The sequence below is a fragment of the Rhizomicrobium sp. genome, assembly GCA_037200385.1.
Lineage (GTDB): Bacteria > Pseudomonadota > Alphaproteobacteria > Micropepsales > Micropepsaceae > Rhizomicrobium.
Genome location: JBBCGL010000001.1, coordinates 99613 through 121934, shown reverse-complemented (window position 1 = coordinate 121934; position 22322 = coordinate 99613). Strand labels below are relative to the sequence as shown.

The window sequence follows — 22322 nt, the reverse complement described above, 5'->3', positions numbered from 1 at the left end:
GTTCTTCTTCGGGCGATGATCCGCGCAGATCTCCCGCCAGTCAATACCGACGGTATTCATAAAACGGGCTCGACATTGGAAAACCAAGCCACGATCCGCGAGAAAATCCTGCGCGCCGCCGAAGCCGCCTTTCGGGAGGACGGCTTCCAAGCCGCCTCGCTGGCCGAGATCGCGAAGGCGGCCGGCCTGACCAAAGGCGCGGTGTATTCCAATTTCAAGGACAAGGACGATCTGCTGCTCACCGTGCTCGAGGGCCGCGTCAACCGCTCGATCGCGCGCTTCCGCAAGGCGGCGAGCGCGGAGGGCCGCGACACCATCGCCTTCATGGCCGAATTCCTCGCCAGAGCCGCGATCGTCGATGCCCCCTGGTCGACCGTGTTCGCCGAATTCGCGCTGCACGCGTCGCGCCGACCTTCCACCGCCAAGGCGCTCGCCGCCATGCGTACGCGCCTGCGCGCCGAAATCATCATCCTGCTGCGCCCGCTGGTCGACGACGGCCAAGCGGACGATGCGCGGCTGGACCGCGTGGCGACGCTCTTCTTCGCGATCAGCAATGGCCTGACGCTCGAGCGCATGAGCGATCGCAGCCGGATCGATTCCGCGCTGTATCGCGAGGCGCTGGAGAGCCTGCTGCACCGCTCGCGCGGCTAGGCCCGTCCCGTTTCGACGACGATCTTCACTTGCGTTTCCGGTTTTTTCAGCGCGTCGAAGGCATCGGCGACGCCGGCGCGCCCCACCAAGGTGCTGGCGATGCGCCGCACGTCGATCCGTCCTTCCGCGATGTCCGACAACGTCCTGGCGAATTCGTCCGGCGTATAGGCCGCGACAAAACGGAAGCTGAGTTGCTTGTTGATCGCGATCGACGGTTCGATGCGGTCTTCCTCCATGCAGACGCCGACGACGATGATCTGGGCGCCGGGCACCACGCCCTCGAGAATGCCCTGCAGCATGCCGGGCACGCCGACGCATTCGAAGACCACCGGATTGGCGGCCCGCCGCCCCGCAGCCCGCGCCAGATCGCGCTCCAGAAGGGATGCGGAAACGCCCAGCTCGGTCCAGCAGGCATGCGGCGAGCGTTCCGCCGGATCCACCAGGATGTCCGCGCCGAGCCGTTCGGCCGCTTGGCGGCGCGCCAAGGAAAAATCCGCGGCGACGACCGGCCCGAAGCCGCGGGCCTTCAAGGCGGCGACGACGGCGAGCCCGACGGGGCCGCAGCCCAGGACGAGCGCGACAGAGTCGCCGTCCAACTGCGCCTGTGCGACCGCATGCGCGCCGACCGCGAAGGGTTCGGTCAGGGCGGCGTGGATGTCGGACAGGCCATTGGGGACGGCAAGCAACATCGCTTCGTCCACGCAGACGCGCTCCGCCAACCCGCCCGGAAAGCGATTGGAGAGTCCCACGGTTTCCCGACCGGACTGCCCGGTCGCATAAGGCAGCGCCACCACGCGTGTTCCGGCTTTCAGCGAACGGGACGTGCCGGGGCCATGTGCGAGGATTTCGCCGCAGAATTCATGACCGAAGACGATGTCCCGATCCGGATCCAGATAAGGCCGCCCGGCGCGGCGGCGGAGCGCCGCAAGACGCTCGGCATGCTGATGGACATGCAGATCGGAACCGCAGATTCCGCATGTCAGGGTCCGCAACAGAACCTGCCCCGCACCCAATACCGGTTCCGCGATCTCGTCGCAGACGAGGCGCGCCTGTCGCCTGATGACGGCCTGCATGGTGGTGGCCCGCATAGAACTCGCATCCGGGATACCGCCCTGCCCCGCAGCCGTCAATACCGCCGGTATCCAGTGCGCCCGCGCGCGCGAGGGGCGGTGTTCGCATTCACGCCGCGCCGGCCGCCGCTCCTACCACAAGAGCGGAAACAGCGTGTCGGCGATCCAATGCGCGCGCCTGAGATGCGATTGCACCACGTCGCGGACGACCGCGCGGCGGCCGGCAGGGTCGAGTCCGAGCGTCACCCGCGCGAGATCTTCTTCCGACGCCGCCTCGGACACGTCATGCAGCAGCCACGCGCAGAGCGACATATGGCGCTTGTCGTAGTCGGAGGCTTCCTCGCTTCGAGAGCAGATTCCCCACATGTCGACCGCCCTATCGGCGGGCGACGACCGCTGTGGCGCCCGCCATGCGCGCGCGGGAAAAGCCAGAATTGTCACGCGATCCACCTCGCACCTTTCGGTGAAGCCGACGACACCAGGCGCCGGATGGCGCAATCGCCACGGGCCGTATCCAAATGCCTCTTTCCCCACCCAAGGCTTCGCCTTTCTTACCACGGAATCCCTATCATGCAACTCGTCTTTTGATCGGAGCGCCGCATGGCTCCGGCAGCCGCCGCCCGTTGTTGGGAGGGCGCGAGCGCCGCCGGATCGTGCGCGGGAAAAGGTGCGGCCGATCTGTGCCGCGAAAAACGAAGAGGCGAGGAAGTCGCGGAATTCGAGCGTGCTGCCCGCGACCACGGCCCCGACTTGCCAGAGCGGAAGCCCGGCCGCCTCGGGGGAGGTGCCGGCGCACCTCCCCCGGTCCGGTATTTGCAGATCGGGTATTCCATTTTTTCCCGCTACAATGATGGCCCGGCGCGCGCGAATGACATAAGGCATGCGCGACAACGTAGCGATCGAGATCGACATGCCCGACAACCGCCCACTGCTGGCCGAGCTTGAACGCAAGGTGCTCTGGCTGGCGAGCTGGACCGTGCACAACGCCAACCACCTGCGCCCCGGCGAGGACGGGCTCAAGGTCGGCGGACACCAGGCGTCCTCCGCCTCGCTCGCCTCGATCATGACCGCGCTCTATTTCGCCGTGCTGAAGCCGGAGGACCGCGTCGCGGTGAAGCCGCACGCCTCGCCGGTGTTCCACGCGATCCAATACCTGCTGGGCAAACAGACGCGCGAGAAGCTCGAAGCCTTCCGCGCCTATGGCGGCGCGCAATCCTATCCCTCGCGGACGAAAGACACCGACGATGTCGACTTCTCCACCGGTTCGGTCGGTCTCGGCGTCGCGGTCACCGCCTTCGCATCGATGGTGCAGGATTATGTCCACGCCCATGGCTGGGCCGACGGTCGGCCCAAGGGACGGATGATCGCGCTGGTCGGCGATGCCGAGCTCGACGAGGGCAACATCTACGAGGCGCTGCTCGAGGGCTGGAAATTCGGCCTCAAGAACACTTGGTGGATCATCGACTACAACCGCCAGAGTCTAGACGCCGTGGTGCGCGAGGACCTGCACACCCGCTTCGAGAAGCTGTTCCAAGCGATGGGCTGGGACCTCGTCGTGCTCAAATACGGCAAGCTGCAGCAGGCGGCGTTCGAGGAGCCCGGCGGCGACAAGCTCAAGGCCTGGATCGACAATGCGCCGAACCAGCTCTATTCCGCGCTGACCTTCCAAGGCGGCGCATCGTGGCGCAAGCGCCTGATGGATGATCTGGGCGACCAGGGAGACGTGTCCGCGCTGATCGGGAGGCGATCCGACGCCGAACTCGCCGCGCTGATGAGCAATCTCGGCGGTCACGATATTCCCTCGATCCTCGAGGCGTTCCAGTCGATCGATCACGACCGCCCCGTCTGCTTTCTCTGCTACACGGTGAAGGGCTTCGGCTTGCCGCTTGCCGGCCACAAGGACAACCACGCCGGCCTGATGAACGAGGCGCAGATGGCGCAGCTGCGTGCGCTGATGAACATCGGCGAGGGCAAGGAGTGGGACAAGTTCGAAGGACTCGCCGCCGATCCCGCCGATCTGCAAACCTTCCTCGACGCAGTGCCTTTCGCACAGGACGCGAAGCGGCGCCTTTCCGCGCCGAAGATCGCGGTGCCGGACGCGTTCGTGCTGCCGCCGCAGAAGGCGGTCTCCACCCAGGCGGCGTTCGGCAATCTGCTCAACGAGATCGGGCGCACGCAGTCGGATCTCGCCGCGCACATCGTCACGACGTCGCCCGACGTCACGGTCTCGACCAATCTCGGGCCGTGGGTCAATCGGCGCGGCCTGTTCGGGGTCAGCGCGCAAGGCGACACGTTCCGCGAGCACAAGATCCCTTCGACCCAGCGCTGGGAATTCTCCAGCGACGGCCAGCACATGGAGCTCGGAATCGCCGAGATGAACTTGTTCCTGCTGCTTTCCGCGCTCGGCCTCTCGCACAGCCTGTTCGGTACGCGGCTGCTGCCGGTCGGCACGCTGTACGATCCCTTCATCGCCCGCGGCCTCGATGCCCTGAACTATGCCTGTTATCAGGACGCGCGGTTCATCCTCGTCGCGACGCCGAGCGGGGTTGCGCTGGCGCCCGAAGGCGGCGCGCACCAGTCCATCGGCACCCCGCTGATCGGCATGGCGCAGCCGGGGCTGACGTCCTACGAGCCGGCCTATGCCGACGAACTCGCGGTGATCCTGCGCTGGGCGTTCGAGCATATCCAGGACGAGGAACAGGGCGGCTCGGTCTATCTGCGCCTGACCACGCGCAGCCTCGACCAGTTGACGCGCACGCTCGACGCGCCGGCGAAGCGCAACATCATCGCCGGCGGCTATTGGCTGGCCGAGCCGACCAACAGCACGCGCGTCGTGCTCGCCTACCAGGGCACGGTCGCGCCCGAAGTGATCGCCGCTGCCGGACTGATGGCGGAAGACCGCCACGGCGTCGGCGTGCTGGCGCTGACATCGGCCGACCGTCTGTACACGGAGTGGCGCAAAGGGAGCAAGCACCGCCAGGGCGGCCGGCTCAGCCCGCCCAGCCATGTCGAGTCCCTGCTCGCCCGCGTGCCGCGCGACGCGGTGATCGTGACGGTGATCGACGGCCATCCCGCCAGCCTGTCCTGGCTCGGCGGCGTGGCGGGGCATCGGGTCGAGAGCCTGGGCGTCGACGCTTTCGGCCAGACCGGCACCATCGCCGACCTCTATCGCCATTTCGGCTTCGACACGGAAAGCATCCTGCGCGCCGTCGAAAGCGCCACCCCAGGCAAGCCGATCCGCTTTCGCGCCGGGTGACGGCGGGTCAAGTCAATGTGTAGGCAACGCCCTCCGGAATTGCCTAGCGCAGATGCGCGTCGAACCAGAGGCGCATGCGCCTCCATGCGTCGCGGACATTCGCCGGACTGAAATTGCCATGCCCTTCCCCGAGGTAGCGGACATAGGTCACTTCCTTGCCCTGCCGTACCAGCGCGACATAGTACTGGTCGAACTCCGTCATCTGATAATCCCAGTCGAGCTCACCCGCGAACAACAGAAGCGGCGTGTTCATCGTCCCCGCGTGCGAGAGCGGGCTCGCGGCGGCATAGGCATCGGGCCGCTCCCAAGGCGTCGCGCCGATATGCAGGCCCTCGTCGGGCGCGCCTTCGTACATCGCCGCATGGCCGACCGCGAACAGATCGTCCGACAGCAGGCTGCGCACGATGCCGAGGCTCGCATAGTTGCTGAAGAAATCCGCCGCGCCGTTCGCCGCGACGCCGGCCTTGAAGATATGCGTCTGCGACAGCGTCGACAGCGCGCTGTGACCGCCGAGGCTCATGCCCCATAGGCCCAGCCGGTCCTTGTCGACATAGCCGCCGCGCACGGCCTCGTTCACCGCCGCCTCGACGAGCGCGCCCCAATGCGCGGTGGGGTTGTCACCCTCCTGCAGCAGGCGCGCCGGCGTTGCGGGATTGAGCACGGCGTAGCCCATCCCGGTGAAGAGCTCGTCGTCATAGGTGTTCGCCAGTCCATAGTGCCAAAGGGAGCGGCAGCGGCCTTCGACCGGATAGACCGAGACAATTGTCGGCAGCTTCTTTCCCGGCACGGCATTCGCCGGCAACAGCAGGCAAGCCTGCTCGACCTCGCCGCTGGGCAGCGTGTATTTCAGCATCACCTGTTTGGCGGGCGCAACCTGCCGGAGATGGCCGTTGATCGACAGGATCGGCGCGATGCGTCCATCGCGATCCAGCACGGACAGCGTACTTCCCTGGGGTCCGTCGGACTGGAAGGCCACGACGCCGGACGTCGGGTCCACAGCCATGGGAATGCCGATCGTGGCGGGGGCCTTCACGCTGAGCTGGCTCGTACGACCGTCGAAAAACTGCACGATGCGGCTGCCGTCCGGGCCAACCGAAACCGCGACGGCGTGGCCACCCTCATCGATCGCACCGTCGAGCTTGTAGAGCACGCCCTGCCCCGCGAGCGCCGCGATATCGTGCACCGTGCCGTTGAAGTCGAGGCGCAGTATCTTGCCGCCACCCATGAAATAGAGGCCATGTGAATCTTCCGCGGCCAGGTTCGGCTGGACATCGTCCAGCGCGCCGGTGAGCGGATGCGACACGCCGTCGGGCGTCACGACGTACCAGTCCAGCCGGCCGAGCTTGGCCTTCAAATCCTTGCGGTCCATGTTCACGCGCAGCAGCGTCGTCGGCTCCTTGAAGGTGAAGATCGGCGCCGCCTTCGGATCGGTCTGCTTGCGCGCGGGCACGAGCGCGCCGGGACCGAACGGGATCGCCTTGACCGGCGCGCTGGCCGCGCCCGTCGTCTCCCGCTGGGATGCGAGGTCCAGACCGACATGGCGGATCTCGGCAAGCGCCTTGGTGTCGGCATCGAACACGCGGAAGCGGACATGCTCCCATGGCTCCTGGCCGAAGCGCGCGAAGAAGCTGACGCGATGGCCGGCCGGCCCCCAGGCGAAGTCGGCGCGGCCGCTGAGCTGGCAGCCCTGGCACATTGCGACCGCCGCGCGCCCATGCTGGAGATCGATCAGGAACGGTTCGAGCCGGTGCGGGTCATAGGTCTCCTTGCCGCTGTCGGGCGCGAATGGCAGATAGCGCCCCTGGCGGCCGACCGCGAGATAGCGCTTGTCCGGCGAAAGCGACGGCTCGACATAGCGGCCCTGTGCGAGCACCGCGGCCTTTCCGCTGTCGGCATCTACCCGCAGCAGCGTTCCCGGACGCCATTCGGGCAAGAAGCCCGTCGGGTGGTTTTCGAGAACGGACGCCGATACGCCACCATGCCAGGCGGTCTGCTGCCCGGCGCTCTCGATCAGCGCCGCGCGACGGCGGAAGTCGATGCGCGGCGAATAGGCGCCATCCGTATCGGTCGCATAAACCAGCTCGGTGTCCGAGATCCAGAGCGGCGCGCCGACCTCGAAATCATAGGCCGGCGTGAAAGCGAAGGGCGTGAGCTTGCCGCTGCCGAGATCGACGACGCCGGCCTTCACGTGGTCGTCGTCGAGCCAGTAGATCGCCAGCTTGCCGCCGCCCGGCGAGACCGCGCCGATCCAATTCGGAAACGCAAAACCCTCGAGCAGGCGCTTCACCGTCCCCAGCGTGCGGTCGAAGACATAGATGCGGCTCGACGCAGCCTGGTCGTCGATGCCGTAGTCGGAAAAGCCCTCCTTGGGTCCGCCTTTCTCGAACAGCACGAGCCGGCCGCCACCGCCGATTCCGACCTGTCCGAAGCGTTCCATCGCCAGCATGTCTTCGATGTCGAGCGGATGCGGTGGTGCTGGCGTATCCGCAGCGTTCGCCACGCAAGAAAACACGGCGGCGGCGACAAGCAAGACGCACTGGCGGATGGCCGAAGACAGTCTCATGGCGATTTCCTCTCGCTCTCGGGTGGCGGCTCGGCGACGGCGATCAACTCGATCTTGAACAACAATGCGGTCCCCGGCGGGATCGAGGGGATCGCGGCGGTGTGCGACGTCCAACCCTTCTCGCCGTAAGCGAGTTCGGGCGGCAGCACGAATTCCCAAGTCTCTCCCGCATGCATCAGCAACAGACCCTGCTGCCAGCCCTTGACGAGCTTGGCGAGCGGTCCGATCAGCGGCTGGTCGGGCGTGGTGGCGAAAAACAGCCGCCCGTCGAGGAAACGCCCCTCGCATTGCACGGTGACGATGGATCCGGGATGCGGCGACGCGCCGGAGGGATGCGGGTCGTCTATGCGGTGATAGCGCAGGCCGCTTGCCGTCACCCCCCATCCCGGCCGATGCGCGCTCCAGTCCAGATAGCGCTGCTGCATCGCCTGCGGCGCCTCGCCCGGCTGCGGCGTGAAGGAGTCGTCATGCGTACAGCCCGCCAGCGCGATACATGCAACGCCCACCGCCAGCCAACGTGCCGGACGGCTCTGCATTTCGGGCTTTCGCATCCGCATCATCGCGCTTGTAGCTTCTCGCCTTTGACGTAGTGGCCGAACCAGGTCGTCATCCGCAGCCACTGGTCGCGGATCGCCCAGTCGTCGCCGGCGACGTGGCCTTCACCCCAATAGCGCACCAGCGTCGGCGTCTTCCCGGCGCGCAGCATCGCGTTGTAGAGCCGTTCCGCACCCGACAGGCCCGTGACCGCGAGATCGAGGTCGCCGTGCAGCAGAAGCAATGGTGCGTCGATCTTGTCGACGCGGAAGATCGGGCTGTTGCGGATATAGGCGTCCGGCATTTCCCAGAACGGCTTGCCGAACCGTGACTGTCCGGATTCGAGCAGGAAGGTCTCGTGCGACAGCATGTTGCCGTCGTCGTCGAGCATGCTCTCCATCGCGCGCAGGCCATAGCCGTGGATGAAGTCGTAGACGCCCGCCAGCGCCACGCCGGCCCGGAACCGGTCGGAGCGCTCCGCCAGAACCGCCGCCGTGGAGAAGCCGCCGAAGCTCTGGCCGGTGATGCCGACACGCGCCGGATCGACGATGCCCTTCGCGGCCAGCGCATCGACGGCGGCGGTCGCCTCGCCCGCCAGCGTCGCCATCATGTCGGTATCGGCGCCGGCGCCCAGCGGCGTGCTGGGATAGATCACCGCATAGCCCTGCGCTGCCCACAACTGGCCGCTGAACAGCGGCAGCGGCATGTCGGTGCGCGCGTAGAACGGCGGCTGATCGCCGTACACCGAGCCGCCATAGATCGAGACGATGGCCGGCAATTTCGCGCCGGGCTGCGTGCCGGGCGGCAGGACCACCCACCCCGTCAACTGCGCGCCATTGTAGGGAAAGGTGAATTTTTCGGCCGGCGAGACTGCTTTCTCCTTGAGACCGGCATTCAGAACGGCAAGGTCGCGAACATTGGCGCCGTTGAAGTGCAGCGTCGTCGTCCAGGTCTCGATGCTCTTGCTGATCGTGGTGAGCTGATCCGGCGCCGTCGCCACGATGTCACCCGGCGGCGACAAGGTCTGCAGGCGTCCCGTCGCAAGGTCGAGCACCAGCCGCCCGACATGCCCATCGGCGACCGTCGCCAGGGAAATCCGCTCGACGCCGGCGGACCGGTAATAGGCCCGCTGCTCCGGCGTGGCGGGATAGCGGCTATCGGTACCGAAGCCCAGGACCGCCGTCCCGTCGGGCGACGCGCGCCGCGCCGCCGCGCCGGACTTGACGCTCCACAACGCGCCGTCGGCAACGACATAGGCGGCATCGCTCCCCTCGGGTACAAGGAAGCGATTGACCGACGCATGCGCGAAGGCGGTGAGATTTTCGCTGCGCTTGCCGTCGAAGGCGAAGAGGTCGAAGCGGATGTCGCGCGACTGGCCGTAGTCGAGACGGGTGTGCGTATCGACGCCGGCCGCGGCTACCGCACCCGCCACATGATGTGCCGCAATGGCGATGGGGCGCTCGCCGAGCCAGCCGGTCGGCAACACGGTAAGATCGTCCCAACTGCCATGCGACAGGCCTTCGGCCGACAGGAGGTGGGGCGACGCGCCCGTCGCGTCGGTCTCATAGAGGCGCATGCCGCCATGCAGGTCGCGGCCATAGGCGATCGGCTGATGCTGCGCATCGCGTAGCGGCCGCCCGACGAAGATCAGCCGCTTGCCGGACGGCGACCAGGACAGGCTGCCGTAAGGCGACAGGTCGATATCCGGAAACCGGCGCACCAGACGCGCCTTTCCGTCTTCCAGCACATAGATTTGCAGTTCGCTGCGCCGCCCCTCGCCCTCGACCGCATCGGGCAGGCTTTCGGCGGCGGTGATCACGGCGATGTGGCGATCGTCGCCCGAGGCCGCCAGGCCGAAGACATCGGCCCGCACCAAAGGCTGCGCCTTGCCGGTCTTGGGGTCGCCCAGCATCAGCGTGCCGGTCGGCGAAGCATCCTGCGGAAAAACGGGATTGGGCGTACTCACCGTCACCTGCGGCGCATGACCATTCCAGGCGGCGTGCCAACGCGTGTCCAGTCCGTCGAGCAGGGAACCGTAGAGGTCGCGCTGCCGCACCCCGTCGTCAAATACCGGGTAGAGGATGCGGCCGTCCGGCATCCAGGCGTTGAGCGAATAGCGTGTCCGTCCCGGCAGCGACGTCAGTGCGCCCGTCGCCAGATTGTAGGCCGCCAAGCCATAGCTCTCGCGCTTGGCGGCGATGAGAAGAAGATTCGTGCCGTCCGGCGACCAGGGCGTGCTGTATGGAAAGGAATACCGGGTGTCGGCCGGCCCCACAATCTCGCGCACCCCGCTTCCGTCAGCCTTGCCGACGAAAAGCCGCGTCCGCACCCGGCTCGGGTCCTCGTAGCCCCAGCTCGGCTGTCGGGTCGCCGGGACGCTCCGCGTGAAGACCAGCCATTTGCCGCCGGGCGAGAATTCGGCGGTTCCCAACGTCTCGGCGTTCAACAGATCGTCGAACGTGATGGGTGGCGCCGCGGCGGCAAAAGCTTCGAGGGACAGACCGCCGGCGACCACCACCGCAAGCAACCAGGAGATGCCAGTCTTCATGCCGTCCTCATACAATCGGGAAAGCCGGCGAGCGGGCGCAACCAAAGGGGACGCACGCCGCGCTCGCCGGGCAGGCTCACCAGCTCTTGGTGATCGAGAAACTCACGAACCGTCCGATGGCGGAGTAGTTCGTGGAGTCGTAGTTCACGATGTACGGATTTCCGCTCGAGAAGAACGGCGGCTTCTGATCGAACAGATTCGTCACCGAGAGGTTGAGTTCGAGATCGTCGATCGGCCCCCATTCGCCGATCTTGTAGTCGGCGACCGCATCGACGGTGGTCATGCCGTCGCCCGCGACATTGGGCATGACGGTCGTGTTCTCCACGCCGCCGATGTAGTTGGCGTATGCCGTCAGCGCCAAGCCGTCGCGCGTCCAACCGAATCCGCCGCGCGCGCGGAATTTCGGCGGATTGTAGATCGTGCCGGCCGTCTGGAGGAGGCCCGATGTCGGCGTGGTCAGCTGGTTGCCCTGCAGCCAGGCGAAATTGCCCGATGAGGTCAAGGTGCCGTCGAGCAAATCCATCGCATAGTTGAAGGCGAGGTCGACGCCGCTGACGCGCTGGCGCGTCGCATTCGTGTAGCGGTCGTCGGCGATGGCGACCACCGATGCCAGATTGAGTGGCGATACGCCTGTCTGGTTCAGCACGTGCTGTGCGCTCGCAACCAGTGATGCGACCAGCGCAGGTGCCGGTGCCAGGTTTATGAAGTCGGTATAGGCCGGATTGGTGAAGGCGAGGCCGGGATTGTCGATCGGCGCGAGCACGCGATTGGTATAGTTGACGCTGAAATAGTCCAAGCCGATGTGGAGGCCCGGAATCCAATCCGGATGGAATTCAACGCCTCCGCTGTAGGTGTTGGCGCGCTCCGGTTTTAAATTGACGCTGCCGCCCTGCAGCAGAAGGCCGGTCGCCCCCGCCGGGCCGGTGCCACCGAACAATCCGATGGGAGCGAGATCGACGACCGACGGCTCGTATTCCTGGAGCAAAGTCGGCGCCTTGAACGATTGTCCCCACGTACCTTTGAATTCGAAATCGGCAGCCGGGCCCCATACCACGCCGACCTTCGGCGTCACGACGGAGCCGAAATCGGAATAATTCTCGAAGCGCGCCGCGGCGTTGAGCTCCAGCCGGTCGACGAACGGGATGTTCTGGTCGGGCGACACGAACGGAAAGTTCGTTTCGGCGAAACCATAAAACGCATGACGCGAACCGCCGATGGAACCGGACTTGAAGCCCGTATTGCGATAGCCCGCGCCGACCGATGCCTGCGCCGGACCGCCCGGCAACGCGAAGAGCGGGCCTTCGGCATCGAGCTCCACCGACTGCGCGGTATTGCAATAGCAGGTCTCGATGTTCTCGAGCGGTATGCCGAGGTAGGATATGTTCTGCGCCGAGGTCGAACGATCCTCTGCCACGGACCCGTTCAGTGCCAGCGACCATTCGCCCGGCAATGTCAGGCGCAGGGTCGGCGACACCACCCAAGTTTCGCTGTTCGACGAAACCAAGCTCAACTCGCCATACGAATTGGCGGCGCTGTGCGAGTTGCGATAGCTGTAAGCCGCGTCGATGTCGAATTCGAGGTTCGAAGTGATCTCCTGATGACCGCTGATCAAGGCACTCTGGTGCATGATCGACGGAAAGATCGTGTTGTGCGGCGCGAGGAAGCTGGAGAACTCACGCTGCGGCGCGTCGATGCCGGAGTCCCATTCGCCGGTGTAGGTCGCGAGAAAGCCGCCGCCGTCCCAGGTCGTCCCCCCGACGGCCGAGAACTCGCCCTGCACGTCGCCGCCCTGGGTCGCCGCACCGTAGCGGCCGGTGACGGACACGCCGTCATAGTCGCGCTTGAGGATGACGTTCGCGACGCCGCCCACGGCGTCCGATCCATAGATTGCGGACGCGCCGTCCAGCAGCACTTCGAGCCGGTCGACGGCCGCGACGGGAATGACCGATATGTCGACCGCCTGCGTGAAGCCGTCTGACGCCAATCGGCGGCCGTCGAGCAGCGTGAGGGTGGCATCGGCGCCCAAGCCGCGCAGATCGACGCTCGAGCCCGAGGTCAGGTTCTGGTTGCTGAGCCCGGGCGAGCCGGGAACGACACCGGGATTCTGGCCGCCATTGTAGCTCTGCGGCAGGCTGCGCACGACGTCGCCCAGATCGTTATAGCCCTGCTTCTTGATTTGATCTGCTGTGACCGTGATCACCGGTGACGCTACGACCGCGCCTGGAATGCGCGAGCCCGTGACGATGACCGTCTCGGGTGCCGCCGCATCGGCGCGCTGCTGCGACCGCGGCGCGTCTTTCTTGCGCACGATCAGGCCGCCATTACCGTCCGAAACGACCTCGAGGCCGGAGCCCGAGAGAAGTTGCTCGACGGCGGACTGTGCACTCATCGTGCCCTGCAGCGCGTGGGATTTGAGTCCCTCGACCGCCTCGGGCGTAAAGAGAATATTGGTCCCGGTCTGGTTGGCGACGGCCCGCAAGGATAGCGCGAGCGGCTCTTCCGGTATGTTGATGGCCGCCGTTTGCGCCTGTGCGCCGGCCACAAAAATCGCCATCGCGGCCACGCCATTGAACAGCGCAGCGGTGAAACTCATACGCCTGTTACGCATACTGACCCCTCACAACTCCGCCCGACGAGCGGAGCGCCCCTTAGTGCCTCTTATGAAGGACGTATGAACGTGGTCGCGACCTCACTCCCTTTCGTCAGCTTCCTTGCAAGCGTGCCGGATCGGCAACAAGGCGCACCTGGTCGCCGACGATCTCCATCTGGACGGGCAGCAGCGACGCGACGGAGCGCGCGAACGCGGAGGTGTCGCCGACGCGATAGACGCCGGACAACCGAAACCGGGCGGCGAGCGGATCGTCGATCACGAGCTTGATCGTCGAATAGCGGTTCATCTCCGCCGCGGCGTCCGCGAGCGTCTCGTTCTCGAAGATCGCCTGGCCGAACTGCCAGGCGACCAGGGGCGTGAGATTGGGCCGGTCGGTGCGCACGGCATACGCGGTCGCGAGCAACCTCTCGCCGGCAGTCAGAGTTTTCGGCGTTGCGGTCTGCGCGGCCTTGTCGGCGACCGATGCACTGCCGCGCAGCAACACGACCGAAAGCCTGTCGCCGTCGCGATAGACGTCGAACGTGGTTTGCGATGCGATGATGCGGCGATCCGCGACGTCCACCACAAAAGGCCGGCGCGCATCCCGCGCGACGCGGAAATTGACCCTGCCGCGGTCCAGGCGCACCGCGCGAATTTCGTCCGAATAGGTCACGCGAATGCGCGTATCGGTATCGAGAAAAGCCTGGGTGCCGTCCTCCAGCGCCACATGCTCCTGCCCCCCGACATTGGTCTCATAGACGCCGGCATAGGCCGCGCGCCATCCGCCGATCGTGCCGCCGGCGAACACCAGCGTTCCGAGAGCCGCCAGCACCGCCCGGCGCCGGGGCCGGGCTGCATCCGCCCGCACGACCGCTGGAAACCCGCCGCGCAGGCCGCCGACCAAGTCCCAGGCCGCCGTGACGGAATCGAAGGCGCGGGAATGTTCCGGCGACTCCGCGAGCCAGGCCTGGAACGCGCGTTCGTCCGTCGCCGAACGATCGTCGGCGTGCAGGCGCGCGATCCACGCCGCGGCCTCGGCCTTCAGGGCCGATGGTATGGCGACCGGTTGCCTCATTCCCAGCCTTCCATCCATTCGGTCAGGAACAGGATCGCCTTGGCCATTTCCTTTTCGATCATGCTTTGCGACAGCCCGAACTCGGTCGCGATCTGACGGTAGGTGAGGCCTTCTATACGATTCATCAGGAAAATCTCTCGGCGCCGGGCCGGCATGGCCGCGAGACACGCCTTCACCCTCTCTAGACGTTCACGGGCGGCAAGTACCTCATCGGCCAGCGGTCCGTCGTCCACGACGGTGAGGATTTTGGCCTCGCCATCCTCCGAATTGCGGCGAGCCCGGCGGTGTTCATCGACGCTCAGATTGACGGCGGTCCGGACCAGGAAGCCGATCGGGTTGTCGACCGTCTCGCGCGTCCGGTACGCCTCCAGGCGCAAATAGGCGGAATGCAGCAAATCCTCGGAATCCGGGTTTCCGTGCGTGCGGCGCAGCACCTGTTTGAGCGCGCGCGCCCAAAATCCCGCCTCCGATCCGTCTTCCGCCATCGACCGCCCACTCCCGCCGCGACTGTAGCGGGCGCGAGGGACACTGGGGACGAAATAATTCGAGTCCGGACGTTGCGGCAGAGTCGACGCTTGTTCGTCTAGCACATCCGGGATCCGTAACCGCCGGGCACCCCTAAAGATCGAAATCCACGGAAATGCCCACGCGACGGAACGAGTCCGAGCCGAGATACTGGGAATGCGAACTCGGCGCGCCCAGATAGGATGCGATCGGCGTGTCGAACACCGCCACCGGCACGCGCTGATCGAGCAGGTTCCTGGCGAAGACCGCGACGCTCCAATGGCCGTCCGGGCTGCGCAAGCCCAGGCGCCCGCCGAGCAGCCAATAGCTCGAAGCGGTGTCGCCCGGATCGTACACTGCCGTATAGGTCACCGCGTCCGAGTAGACGAGGTCTGCCTGCAGGAAGCCTTCGGCGAAGCCGAGCGATCGATGGTACTGGCCGAAGCCGACCAACTTCCACTTTGGCGAACCCAGCAGCTGCCGGCCCCGGGCATCCGCGACCAAGGCCGCATTGCCGCCGCGCACGATCAAGTTGCAGCCCGCCTGACCGACGGCCTGCGTAGGCCCGCAGCCGAAGAAGGTGCCGGACCCGAATTTTCCGTCGCTGTAGTTGAGTCCGCCCGAAAGATAGAGAGTGTCGGTGACGTTGCCGAAGACGGATAGGTCCAGGCCGCGCACATTCACGGCCCTGGCGTTGCCGAAATAGGATCGCGCCGTCGCGGTGTCCTGTATCTGCATCTGATAGTCGCGGATGTCTTCGTAGAAGATCGTGGCAGCGACCTGCAAGCGGTCGCCCAGCAGGCTGCGCTTCGTGCCGATTTCGTAGTTGTAGACGAACTCCGGCTTCACGACGAGCGGCACCGTCGGGTCGGGCGCCTGGTCGTTGATCGCCGGCCCCTTATATCCCTTGCTTGCCGTGGCGTAGAACATCCAGTCCGAGTCGACCGCATATTGCACGCCCAACTTGCCGGACAAGTCCGAATGGCCGGCCGAACCCGCGAGCGGGTCGACGCTTCCGATCGCGCCGACGGAGCCGGGCGTCACGAACTTGGCATTATCGGCAGACACCGCATCGTGCGTGAATCGAAGACCGCCGATCAGTGAGAGCGCATCCGTCAGCGGGTATGTCGCCTGACCGAAGATCGCATAGCTCTCGGAGTTGCCGTGCATGGCGAAGCTGTTGCCGAACGTGTAACCGCAGCAATACAGATACGGCATGTTGAACGAGCCGGCCTGGTCGCCCGACGCGGTCAGGTGCGAGTCGACGAAATAGGCTCCCACGACATACGCGATCTTCGCGTCCGCGGGGGAGACCAGACGCAATTCCTCGCTGAAGCTGTTTTCCCGCGTGGCGGCGTCGTTCAGGTTGAAGATGTCGTTTATCGCGACGCTGTCGCTGTCGAACTGGTTCCGGGTCGCGTTCACGCGGTCGGCCGTGATCGAGGTCAGCGTGGCCCCGCTTGCAAATTGATAGTCGACCTGCGCCGATGCCCCGTAGTCTTCATATGCGATGAACGACGGCGCATCGACGCAGTCCCGGTCATTGTCGCGCGACGGCGTCACACCACACGCCGCCAGCGCGCCGTTCAGGAACGTTCCCACCGGCGCATCGACGACGGCCCAATTGGAGCCGCTGCCGTGGTCCTTGTTGTAGTCGACGATCAGATTCACCTTGAGCCGGTCGCTCGGCGCATAGAGAAAGCGCGCGCGGCCGCCGATATTGGCGCCGCTGTTCCATTTGTCGTTGAAATCGTTGCGAAGGACGCGCGGTTCGATCGTATCGTGGCCGCTGATGCGCAGCGCCGCATCATCGCCGACGGGGAGGTTGACCATGCCTTGTGCCGTGACCCCGCCGCGGTCGTCGGCGTCCAGATGCGCCACGGCCTGCAATCCGGAAGGATCGGGCGGGTTGGTGACGATATTGATCGCTCCCACCGCCGCGTTCTTTCCGAACAACGTGCTTTGCGGTCCTTCCAGGACTTCCACCTGCTGAACGTCGAACAGGCTCGCCGGGTCCTGGGGATTGGCGCCGCCCGAAAGCGCCACGCCGTCGAGCAGCATGGCGACGTCACCCTCAGCCGAACGCGCGAAAGATTGCGTGCCGACACCGCGGATCGTGAGATAGCCGCCATTGCCGGGATGGCTCGTGAATGCCGGCGTCGACAGCGACAGTTGCGAGATGTCGTCGATCTTCTGATCGTGAATTTGCCGGTTCGACACCACCGTCGCGGCAAGCGGCAGATCCTGGAACCGCTCGACTCGCTTTTCCGCGGTGACCACGACCGTCTCGATGGCCGTGTCGGCACCGGAGACCGCGTCTCCCGGCCCGTCCGTCGTCTGGGCGGCCCAAGCCGTCGACGCATGAAGCGCGAAGATCGCGCAAGAGAGCAGCACGCGGTTCGTGTAACGCATATTTCCCCCGTAATCCCGCCCGGCTCGAAACCGGATCGCGTTATCGTAGTTTGGATATACATGTGGATAATGAAAAACACAAGCCGACTCCGCCGCATGGACGGAGCGCTTGTGTTGTCGCCGGGATTTGTCCAAATACGCGCGTTGCCGCGGAGCCAGCCATGCCCCCATCGCCGAGCGAGAAATCGACGCGGACGCGTGCCGCAAAGCCTTCCGAAAAAAAGCGCAGCCTTGCGAAGACGCCGAAGCGGCCGCACAAGGCGCGCGCGCCGCTCAATCGCAAGCAAAAGCTCGATCGAACGCGCGTGGCGATCCTGCAAAGCGCGCTGGAGCATTTCGGCCGGATGGGATTCGAGGGGGTGTCGCTGCGCACCATCGCCACCGCCGCGGGCGTCAATCATGGGATGATCCGGCACATCTATGGCGACAAGGACGAACTCTGGCGCCAAGCGGTGACCTTTCTGTTCGAACGGACGAGCATCGAGCTGAGCCAGAATGCCGAAGTGCTCGCGGGACTGGACGATCGCGATCGCCTGAAGGCTTACGTAAGACGCTACGTCGAGTACTGCGCCCGCCACCCCGAACATGCGCGGATGATGATCCAGCAATCCATTCTCGCCGGCCCCGAGCTGACTTGGGCGGCCGAGCAGTTCATCCGCGTCCGGCACAGCCGCGACCTGCCCTTTCTCGAGCGGCTCAAGCAGGCCGGTGTGCTTCCCGATGTGGACACGATCGCGCTTCACTTCATCATCGTGGGCGCTTGCCAGATGATCTATCTGCTGGCGCCGGAAGTCCGAGCCGTGAATGGCCGCAATGTGTTCTCGCCCGATGCGGTCAAGAAGCATGCCGACGCGGTCGTCGGCATCCTGTTCCGGTAGTCATTCCCGAGGAGCCCCATGAGAATTTTCATATTGGCGGTTGCGGCGCCTGTCACGCTCGTCGTCGTGGCGCTTGCCGCCTTCTATTTCTCCGGCAATCTGCGCGTCATCCTGGGCTTGTTCGGACCGTGGCATGGCTGGAACCTGAGCCTGAAGGCGCCGGCGCCCGACTATACAGAAGAGCGAAACTGGGCGGCATTGCCAGCCAGGCCGGGCCTGGCCGCATCGGTGCCGGCGGGTGTGGATGCGCCGCCGGCGCATCCGCAAATCGATGTCTTCTTCATCCATCCGACCGGCTATATGGGCGGCGCGGATTGGAACTCGCCGCTCGATCCCGACAGCCAAACCGAGGAGAACACGAACTGGATGCTGGCGAACCAGGCGAGCGCCTTCAACGGCTGCTGCGCCGTCTACGCGCCGCGTTATCGCGAGGCATCGATCTTTCGCTATGTCAGCGCGACGCCCGATCTCTACGAGAAGTCCGGCGCGCTCGCCTATGCCGATGTCGACCGCGCCTTCACCTATTTCCTCGAACATTATTCCAAGGGCCGTCCTTTCATCGTCGCCGGCCACAGCCAGGGCACCGAACACGGCCTGAACCTTGTCAGGCGCCGGATCGACGGCACGCCGCTCGCGGACCGGCTGGTCGCCGCCTATTTGATCGGCGGCGCAATTACCGACAAGGACGTCGACGCCTTGAAGACCGTCCACGCTTGCACCTCGCCGACCGATCTGCATTGCATCATACATTGGGCGACCTACGGCGAAGGCAGCATGCCCGTGCGCGAAGACACGAAGGACAAGCTGCTATGCGTCAATCCGCTGACCTGGACGCGAGATGGCGGCCTCGCGCCGGCGAGCCTGCATCGCGGCGCGGTGCCAAGCAGCGGCGCGTTCCAGATCAAATTCTGGGGGCGTGACAAGCCTCAGGGGATGAGGTTTCCGCCGCTGGGAGCGCCGGTCCGGAAGTGGACGACGGCGGAATGCCGTGCGGGCTTCCTCTTCGTGCAAGAGCAGACCGACGGACGATTCGGCAGCACGACATTCGGGAACAAGAACTACCACGGCCTCGACTATCCGCTTTTCGCGATGGACATCCGCGAGAATGCGATCGCGCGTGCGGCGGCGTATTGGCGGCTGCGCGGCGGAACGATTCCCTGATCGGGTGCATCGCGCGCTTCTCGGTCCAGGATCGTGTTCCGCGATGCGAGTTCCGCTTGTGCGCGAGCGGGCCCGGCGGAGCTTAGCCGTTCATCGCACGATCGGTTCGTGCGCCCAAAACGCACTGTCGGGCAATTCGATCGCCTGCTGCTCTCTCCATTGATCGGAGTTCCGGATGTCCGCCCTGCGGACACCAGGCAAAAGCTGCAGATCGTAGATCTCGTGGATGCCGGTCCGGATTTCGAGTGTCCCAAGCAGCCGGAAGCTGGCGGCATCCAGCGCGAGGATGCCGCAGATGGGTTCTCCACCGCCGTCTTCGAGCGGAAGCCTGCGTTCGGGCCGGCGCGACCGCAGCTTGGACACGGCGATGAAAAGGACACCGCGATATTCGAGAAGTCCGTGCGCGAATCCTGGTAAGCGTGCCAGGACGGTGCGCTGTCCGTTTCCTGCGTCGATTCCGAGCAGTTCGCCGCGGCCGCTGTCCAGGCAGAACAGTCTGCCGCCGATGACACGCGGCGAATGCGGCAGCGACAGGCCGCTTGCGACGATGCGGCCGCTCGGGACTTCCACGACCAATCCTGCATCATCGAGATAGATATCGCGCCACCCCTCCCGCCGATCGGACTCTCCGAGCAGCGTCGCATAGCGGATCTGGCCGTTCTCGATCGCCATGCCGTTCAGATGGCAGCGATCCTCGGGCAGCAACTGCGTGATGAAGGGCGGCTTCCACAGCGGGGTGAAACTGTGGCGCCCGTCGACGGCGCAGATGCACGAATAATGCGTGTTTACGGCGACGATCGCGCCTCCGACGAACGCCATGTCATGGAAATCGCAACGACCGGTGAAATGCACGGCCCGCGGCATATAGACCGCGTCGAAGCGCTGGGGCGCATCGGGAACGAGCGGAGCGAGCCCAGGGACATCCTTGAAGACGACCACTGAACTGGCGGTGCCTGCAGCGATGTAGGAACCTTGCACGCCGACGCCGCGCAGAAATGGAAGGACCAGAGCGCGGAGCGTCGGTTTCCGCTCGCTGACCCCGATTGCGACAAGACGATAGTCGTCCGTGCTGAGGAGCAGCGAACAGCCGAAGCGATCGAGCAGTGCAAGAAAGGATCCGGTGCCGTCATGGAGGGTGGCGCTGGCGGCATCGTCCGGAATGTTCATCGCGGCCCCTGGCCAGCGCCCGCCGGCGGCAGGTCGCCGCCTATCGCGGACGGCGGCGCGGGCGCGACATGCAGGTTCAGATGGATCGGCAGGAGAATGCCCGACGGCGGTGACGACGGGAGCTTCGTGCCTTGTAGTATCTCGTTCAAATCCGCGTTGGCCTGGGAGTCGAGAAACGGCGCGAAGGCGACTTTGGAGACCGTACCGTCCGGGCGGAGCCATATGCTGGCGGCGATCGTAGCACCCGTAGCGTGCGTGCCGGCCAGATAGCTGCGCAGCCGACCGGCCGCGGCACCGCCGTCTGCGAGTCGCACTTCGAACTGATGCTGCAGCAGACCGGCGTATTGCACCCACGCGGCCGGCGCCTGTCTGGTGGATACCGGTGAACCTTGCTGCGCCTGCGCAGCCGAAAGGAGGCTGGCGAGCGCGGCGCCGAATGCGGCAAAGCGTTTCAACATGATCAGTTTCCCTCGCCGGATTTGACTTCACGCTCGCCGACACGGGCGACCAGATCATGCCAGCATGCAAGGGACGCGATGTGCGCATGGATCAGCGCGAGCCAGCCCCTTTTCTGCCAATCGATCACGACGGCGTCCGGCAACGCCGCCAGTTTTTTCGCATCGACGATACGGAAGCCTTGCAGATCGTAGTTGCGGCCGCTGCCCGAAACCGCCCTCGCCGATTGATCGACAAGAATCTCGTACGCCGCCAGCGCCTCGGCGAAGGTGCGCGTTGCGATCTGCTCGCCTTGCAAGGCGCCGCAGAAACGCAGCGCGTCCTGCGTGAAAGGCGTGGGCTTTCCATCTTCGAACAGGCGCCTTACGTCGTTGGAGGCCTCGCCGCCGGAAATCAGCCGGTCGCAGGCCATATCGATCCCCAGCGCAAACACGCCTTGCAGCGCGATGAAGGTGAAGGGATAGCGACGAACATAGGCGGGAATATAAGTGCGCGGGCCATCCCAGGCGCCCGCGTCGTCGACGAATACGTTTCTGCGTTCCAGGCCGAGCACCGCGACCGGCATGATGGGCTCTCCCGCGAACACCACCGGATAGAACCGCGCCGCCTGGACGAACTCGCCGGCCATGATGGGCACCGCATTGGTGTCGCGCGCAAAGCGAAAATCCGGCGTCATCAGCATGCGCAGCTTGCCGTGCCGTTCGGGCACAAGCAGTTCGGGCTCGCGATAGAAAAGCGGCAAGCCCGGCGGCAGCGCCTGTTTCGTGCTGCCCGTCGCGGCATCGGAGCCTGTCATTGTGCGGCCTGCGGCTGCGCCGCTGCATGCTCGAGGTTGAAAGCGAGCGTCGTCACCTTTGCGTCGAGACCCCGGACAACATCGGGTGTCAGATCCATGCCGGAATTCCCCGCCAACATCATGTCGCGCGAGAACAGGACACCGCAACGATGCGACTTGTAGACGTCCGCGATGACGGGATTGGCCAGAACCGCAATCTGCTTGAGTGCCTTGACGCGCGTAGCTTCGAGGTCGCGCGAGTCCTGTGCATTGGCGGCCTGGAGCGCGCGAATGCGTTGTGCGAGGTCCTGTTCGCGCTGCTGGAACTGGGCCGGCGGCATGGTGCTCCGCGCGGCTTCGAGGGTCTTGGCTGCATCCTGGATCGCCGCCTGCTCCGGCGCCAGTTGGCCGCGCAAATCGGCGGCCAGCTGCCTGTAACGCGCCGTCGCCGCTTGCCCCACGCGCGCACCGGCATAGACCGCATTCTGGCCGAGCACACACAGTCCCGGCACTGCCGGCCCGCCCGACAGCGACGCCACGCCTTGCGGCGACGGCAGCGCGTCGGCATAGGCCGCGGCATCGCCATGGCGGCCGAGATAGTAACCGCCGCTGACCGCCACACCGATCACCGCCACGGCGGCGAGCGCGGTCAATATCCTGTCACTGCGGAACATCATGTGTC

The 22322-nt window shown here is 65.5% G+C and carries 17 protein-coding genes; 4 read left to right on the top strand and 13 right to left on the bottom strand.

Annotated elements, in window-relative coordinates:
• The first annotated feature begins 75 nt into the window (after positions 1 to 75).
• Positions 76 to 651: a TetR family transcriptional regulator gene (locus WDM91_00395; GenBank protein MEI9993022.1), complete on the top strand. Its 576-nt coding sequence runs from the start codon at positions 76 to 78 to the stop codon at positions 649 to 651.
• Here WDM91_00395 and WDM91_00390 read toward each other — a convergent pair.
• Both WDM91_00390 and WDM91_00385 read right to left on the bottom strand, forming a co-directional pair.
• On the bottom strand, positions 648 to 1739 hold the full coding sequence (locus WDM91_00390; protein MEI9993021.1) for a zinc-binding dehydrogenase: 1092 nt from the start codon (positions 1737 to 1739) through the stop codon (positions 648 to 650). The genes WDM91_00395 and WDM91_00390 overlap by 4 nt on opposite strands.
• Positions 1740 to 1853: 114 nt before the next feature.
• Entirely contained in the window at positions 1854 to 2633 is a 780-nt protein-coding gene (locus WDM91_00385) for a hypothetical protein (GenBank protein MEI9993020.1), read from the bottom strand.
• Between WDM91_00385 and WDM91_00380 the strand changes: the two genes are divergently transcribed.
• On the top strand, positions 2602 to 4977 hold the full coding sequence (locus tag WDM91_00380; protein ID MEI9993019.1) for a hypothetical protein: 2376 nt from the start codon (positions 2602 to 2604) through the stop codon (positions 4975 to 4977). The two genes, WDM91_00385 and WDM91_00380, sit on opposite strands and share 32 nt — an antisense overlap.
• Positions 4978 to 5020: 43 nt before the next feature.
• Here the strand turns inward: WDM91_00380 and WDM91_00375 are convergent, their stop codons facing one another.
• The 7 genes from WDM91_00375 to WDM91_00345 all read right to left on the bottom strand — a co-directional run bounded on the left by WDM91_00375 (position 5021) and on the right by WDM91_00345 (position 17203).
• The gene (locus tag WDM91_00375) at positions 5021 to 7540 is read right to left on the bottom strand and encodes a prolyl oligopeptidase family serine peptidase (protein ID MEI9993018.1); all 2520 of its coding nucleotides are present in this window, start codon (positions 7538 to 7540) and stop codon (positions 5021 to 5023) included.
• Complete coding sequence (locus WDM91_00370; GenBank protein ID MEI9993017.1) at positions 7537 to 8091, bottom strand: FKBP-type peptidyl-prolyl cis-trans isomerase; 555 nt, start codon at positions 8089 to 8091, stop codon at positions 7537 to 7539. The genes WDM91_00375 and WDM91_00370 overlap by 4 nt, the downstream gene beginning before the upstream one ends.
• 5 nt (positions 8092 to 8096) lie before the next feature.
• The gene (locus WDM91_00365; protein MEI9993016.1) at positions 8097 to 10622 is read right to left on the bottom strand and encodes a prolyl oligopeptidase family serine peptidase; all 2526 of its coding nucleotides are present in this window, start codon (positions 10620 to 10622) and stop codon (positions 8097 to 8099) included.
• 76 nt (positions 10623 to 10698) lie between these two features.
• On the bottom strand, positions 10699 to 13230 hold the full coding sequence (locus tag WDM91_00360; GenBank protein ID MEI9993015.1) for a TonB-dependent receptor: 2532 nt from the start codon (positions 13228 to 13230) through the stop codon (positions 10699 to 10701).
• A 94-nt stretch (positions 13231 to 13324) separates the two neighbouring features.
• Positions 13325 to 14287 (bottom strand): FecR domain-containing protein, encoded by a 963-nt coding sequence (locus tag WDM91_00355; GenBank protein MEI9993014.1) that lies wholly within the window; start codon positions 14285 to 14287, stop codon positions 13325 to 13327.
• On the bottom strand, positions 14284 to 14772 hold the full coding sequence (locus WDM91_00350; GenBank protein MEI9993013.1) for a sigma-70 family RNA polymerase sigma factor: 489 nt from the start codon (positions 14770 to 14772) through the stop codon (positions 14284 to 14286). The genes WDM91_00355 and WDM91_00350 overlap by 4 nt, the downstream gene beginning before the upstream one ends.
• A 133-nt stretch (positions 14773 to 14905) precedes the next feature.
• Positions 14906 to 17203 (bottom strand): TonB-dependent receptor, encoded by a 2298-nt coding sequence (locus WDM91_00345; GenBank protein MEI9993012.1) that lies wholly within the window; start codon positions 17201 to 17203, stop codon positions 14906 to 14908.
• A 161-nt stretch (positions 17204 to 17364) separates the two neighbouring features.
• Between WDM91_00345 and WDM91_00340 the strand changes: the two genes are divergently transcribed.
• Both WDM91_00340 and WDM91_00335 read left to right on the top strand, forming a co-directional pair.
• A complete protein-coding gene (locus tag WDM91_00340) occupies positions 17365 to 18081 on the top strand; it encodes a TetR/AcrR family transcriptional regulator (GenBank protein MEI9993011.1) in 717 nt (238 codons plus the stop codon).
• Positions 18082 to 18099: 18 nt separating this feature from the next.
• Positions 18100 to 19242: a DUF3089 domain-containing protein gene (locus tag WDM91_00335; GenBank protein ID MEI9993010.1), complete on the top strand. Its 1143-nt coding sequence runs from the start codon at positions 18100 to 18102 to the stop codon at positions 19240 to 19242.
• A gap of 90 nt (positions 19243 to 19332) precedes the next feature.
• Here WDM91_00335 and WDM91_00330 read toward each other — a convergent pair whose 3' ends face one another.
• The 4 genes from WDM91_00330 to WDM91_00315 are packed head-to-tail and all read right to left on the bottom strand — an operon-like array spanning position 19333 to position 22293.
• A complete protein-coding gene (locus tag WDM91_00330) occupies positions 19333 to 20409 on the bottom strand; it encodes a TIGR03032 family protein (GenBank protein MEI9993009.1) in 1077 nt (358 codons plus the stop codon).
• Complete coding sequence (locus WDM91_00325) at positions 20406 to 20867, bottom strand: hypothetical protein (protein ID MEI9993008.1); 462 nt, start codon at positions 20865 to 20867, stop codon at positions 20406 to 20408. The genes WDM91_00330 and WDM91_00325 overlap by 4 nt, the downstream gene beginning before the upstream one ends.
• 2 nt (positions 20868 to 20869) lie before the next feature.
• Positions 20870 to 21661 (bottom strand): SapC family protein, encoded by a 792-nt coding sequence (locus WDM91_00320; GenBank protein MEI9993007.1) that lies wholly within the window; start codon positions 21659 to 21661, stop codon positions 20870 to 20872.
• Positions 21658 to 22293, bottom strand: a complete 636-nt coding sequence (locus WDM91_00315) for an OmpH family outer membrane protein (GenBank protein MEI9993006.1) — start codon at positions 22291 to 22293, stop codon at positions 21658 to 21660. The genes WDM91_00320 and WDM91_00315 overlap by 4 nt, the downstream gene beginning before the upstream one ends.
• Between the last annotated feature and the right edge of the window lie 29 nt (positions 22294 to 22322).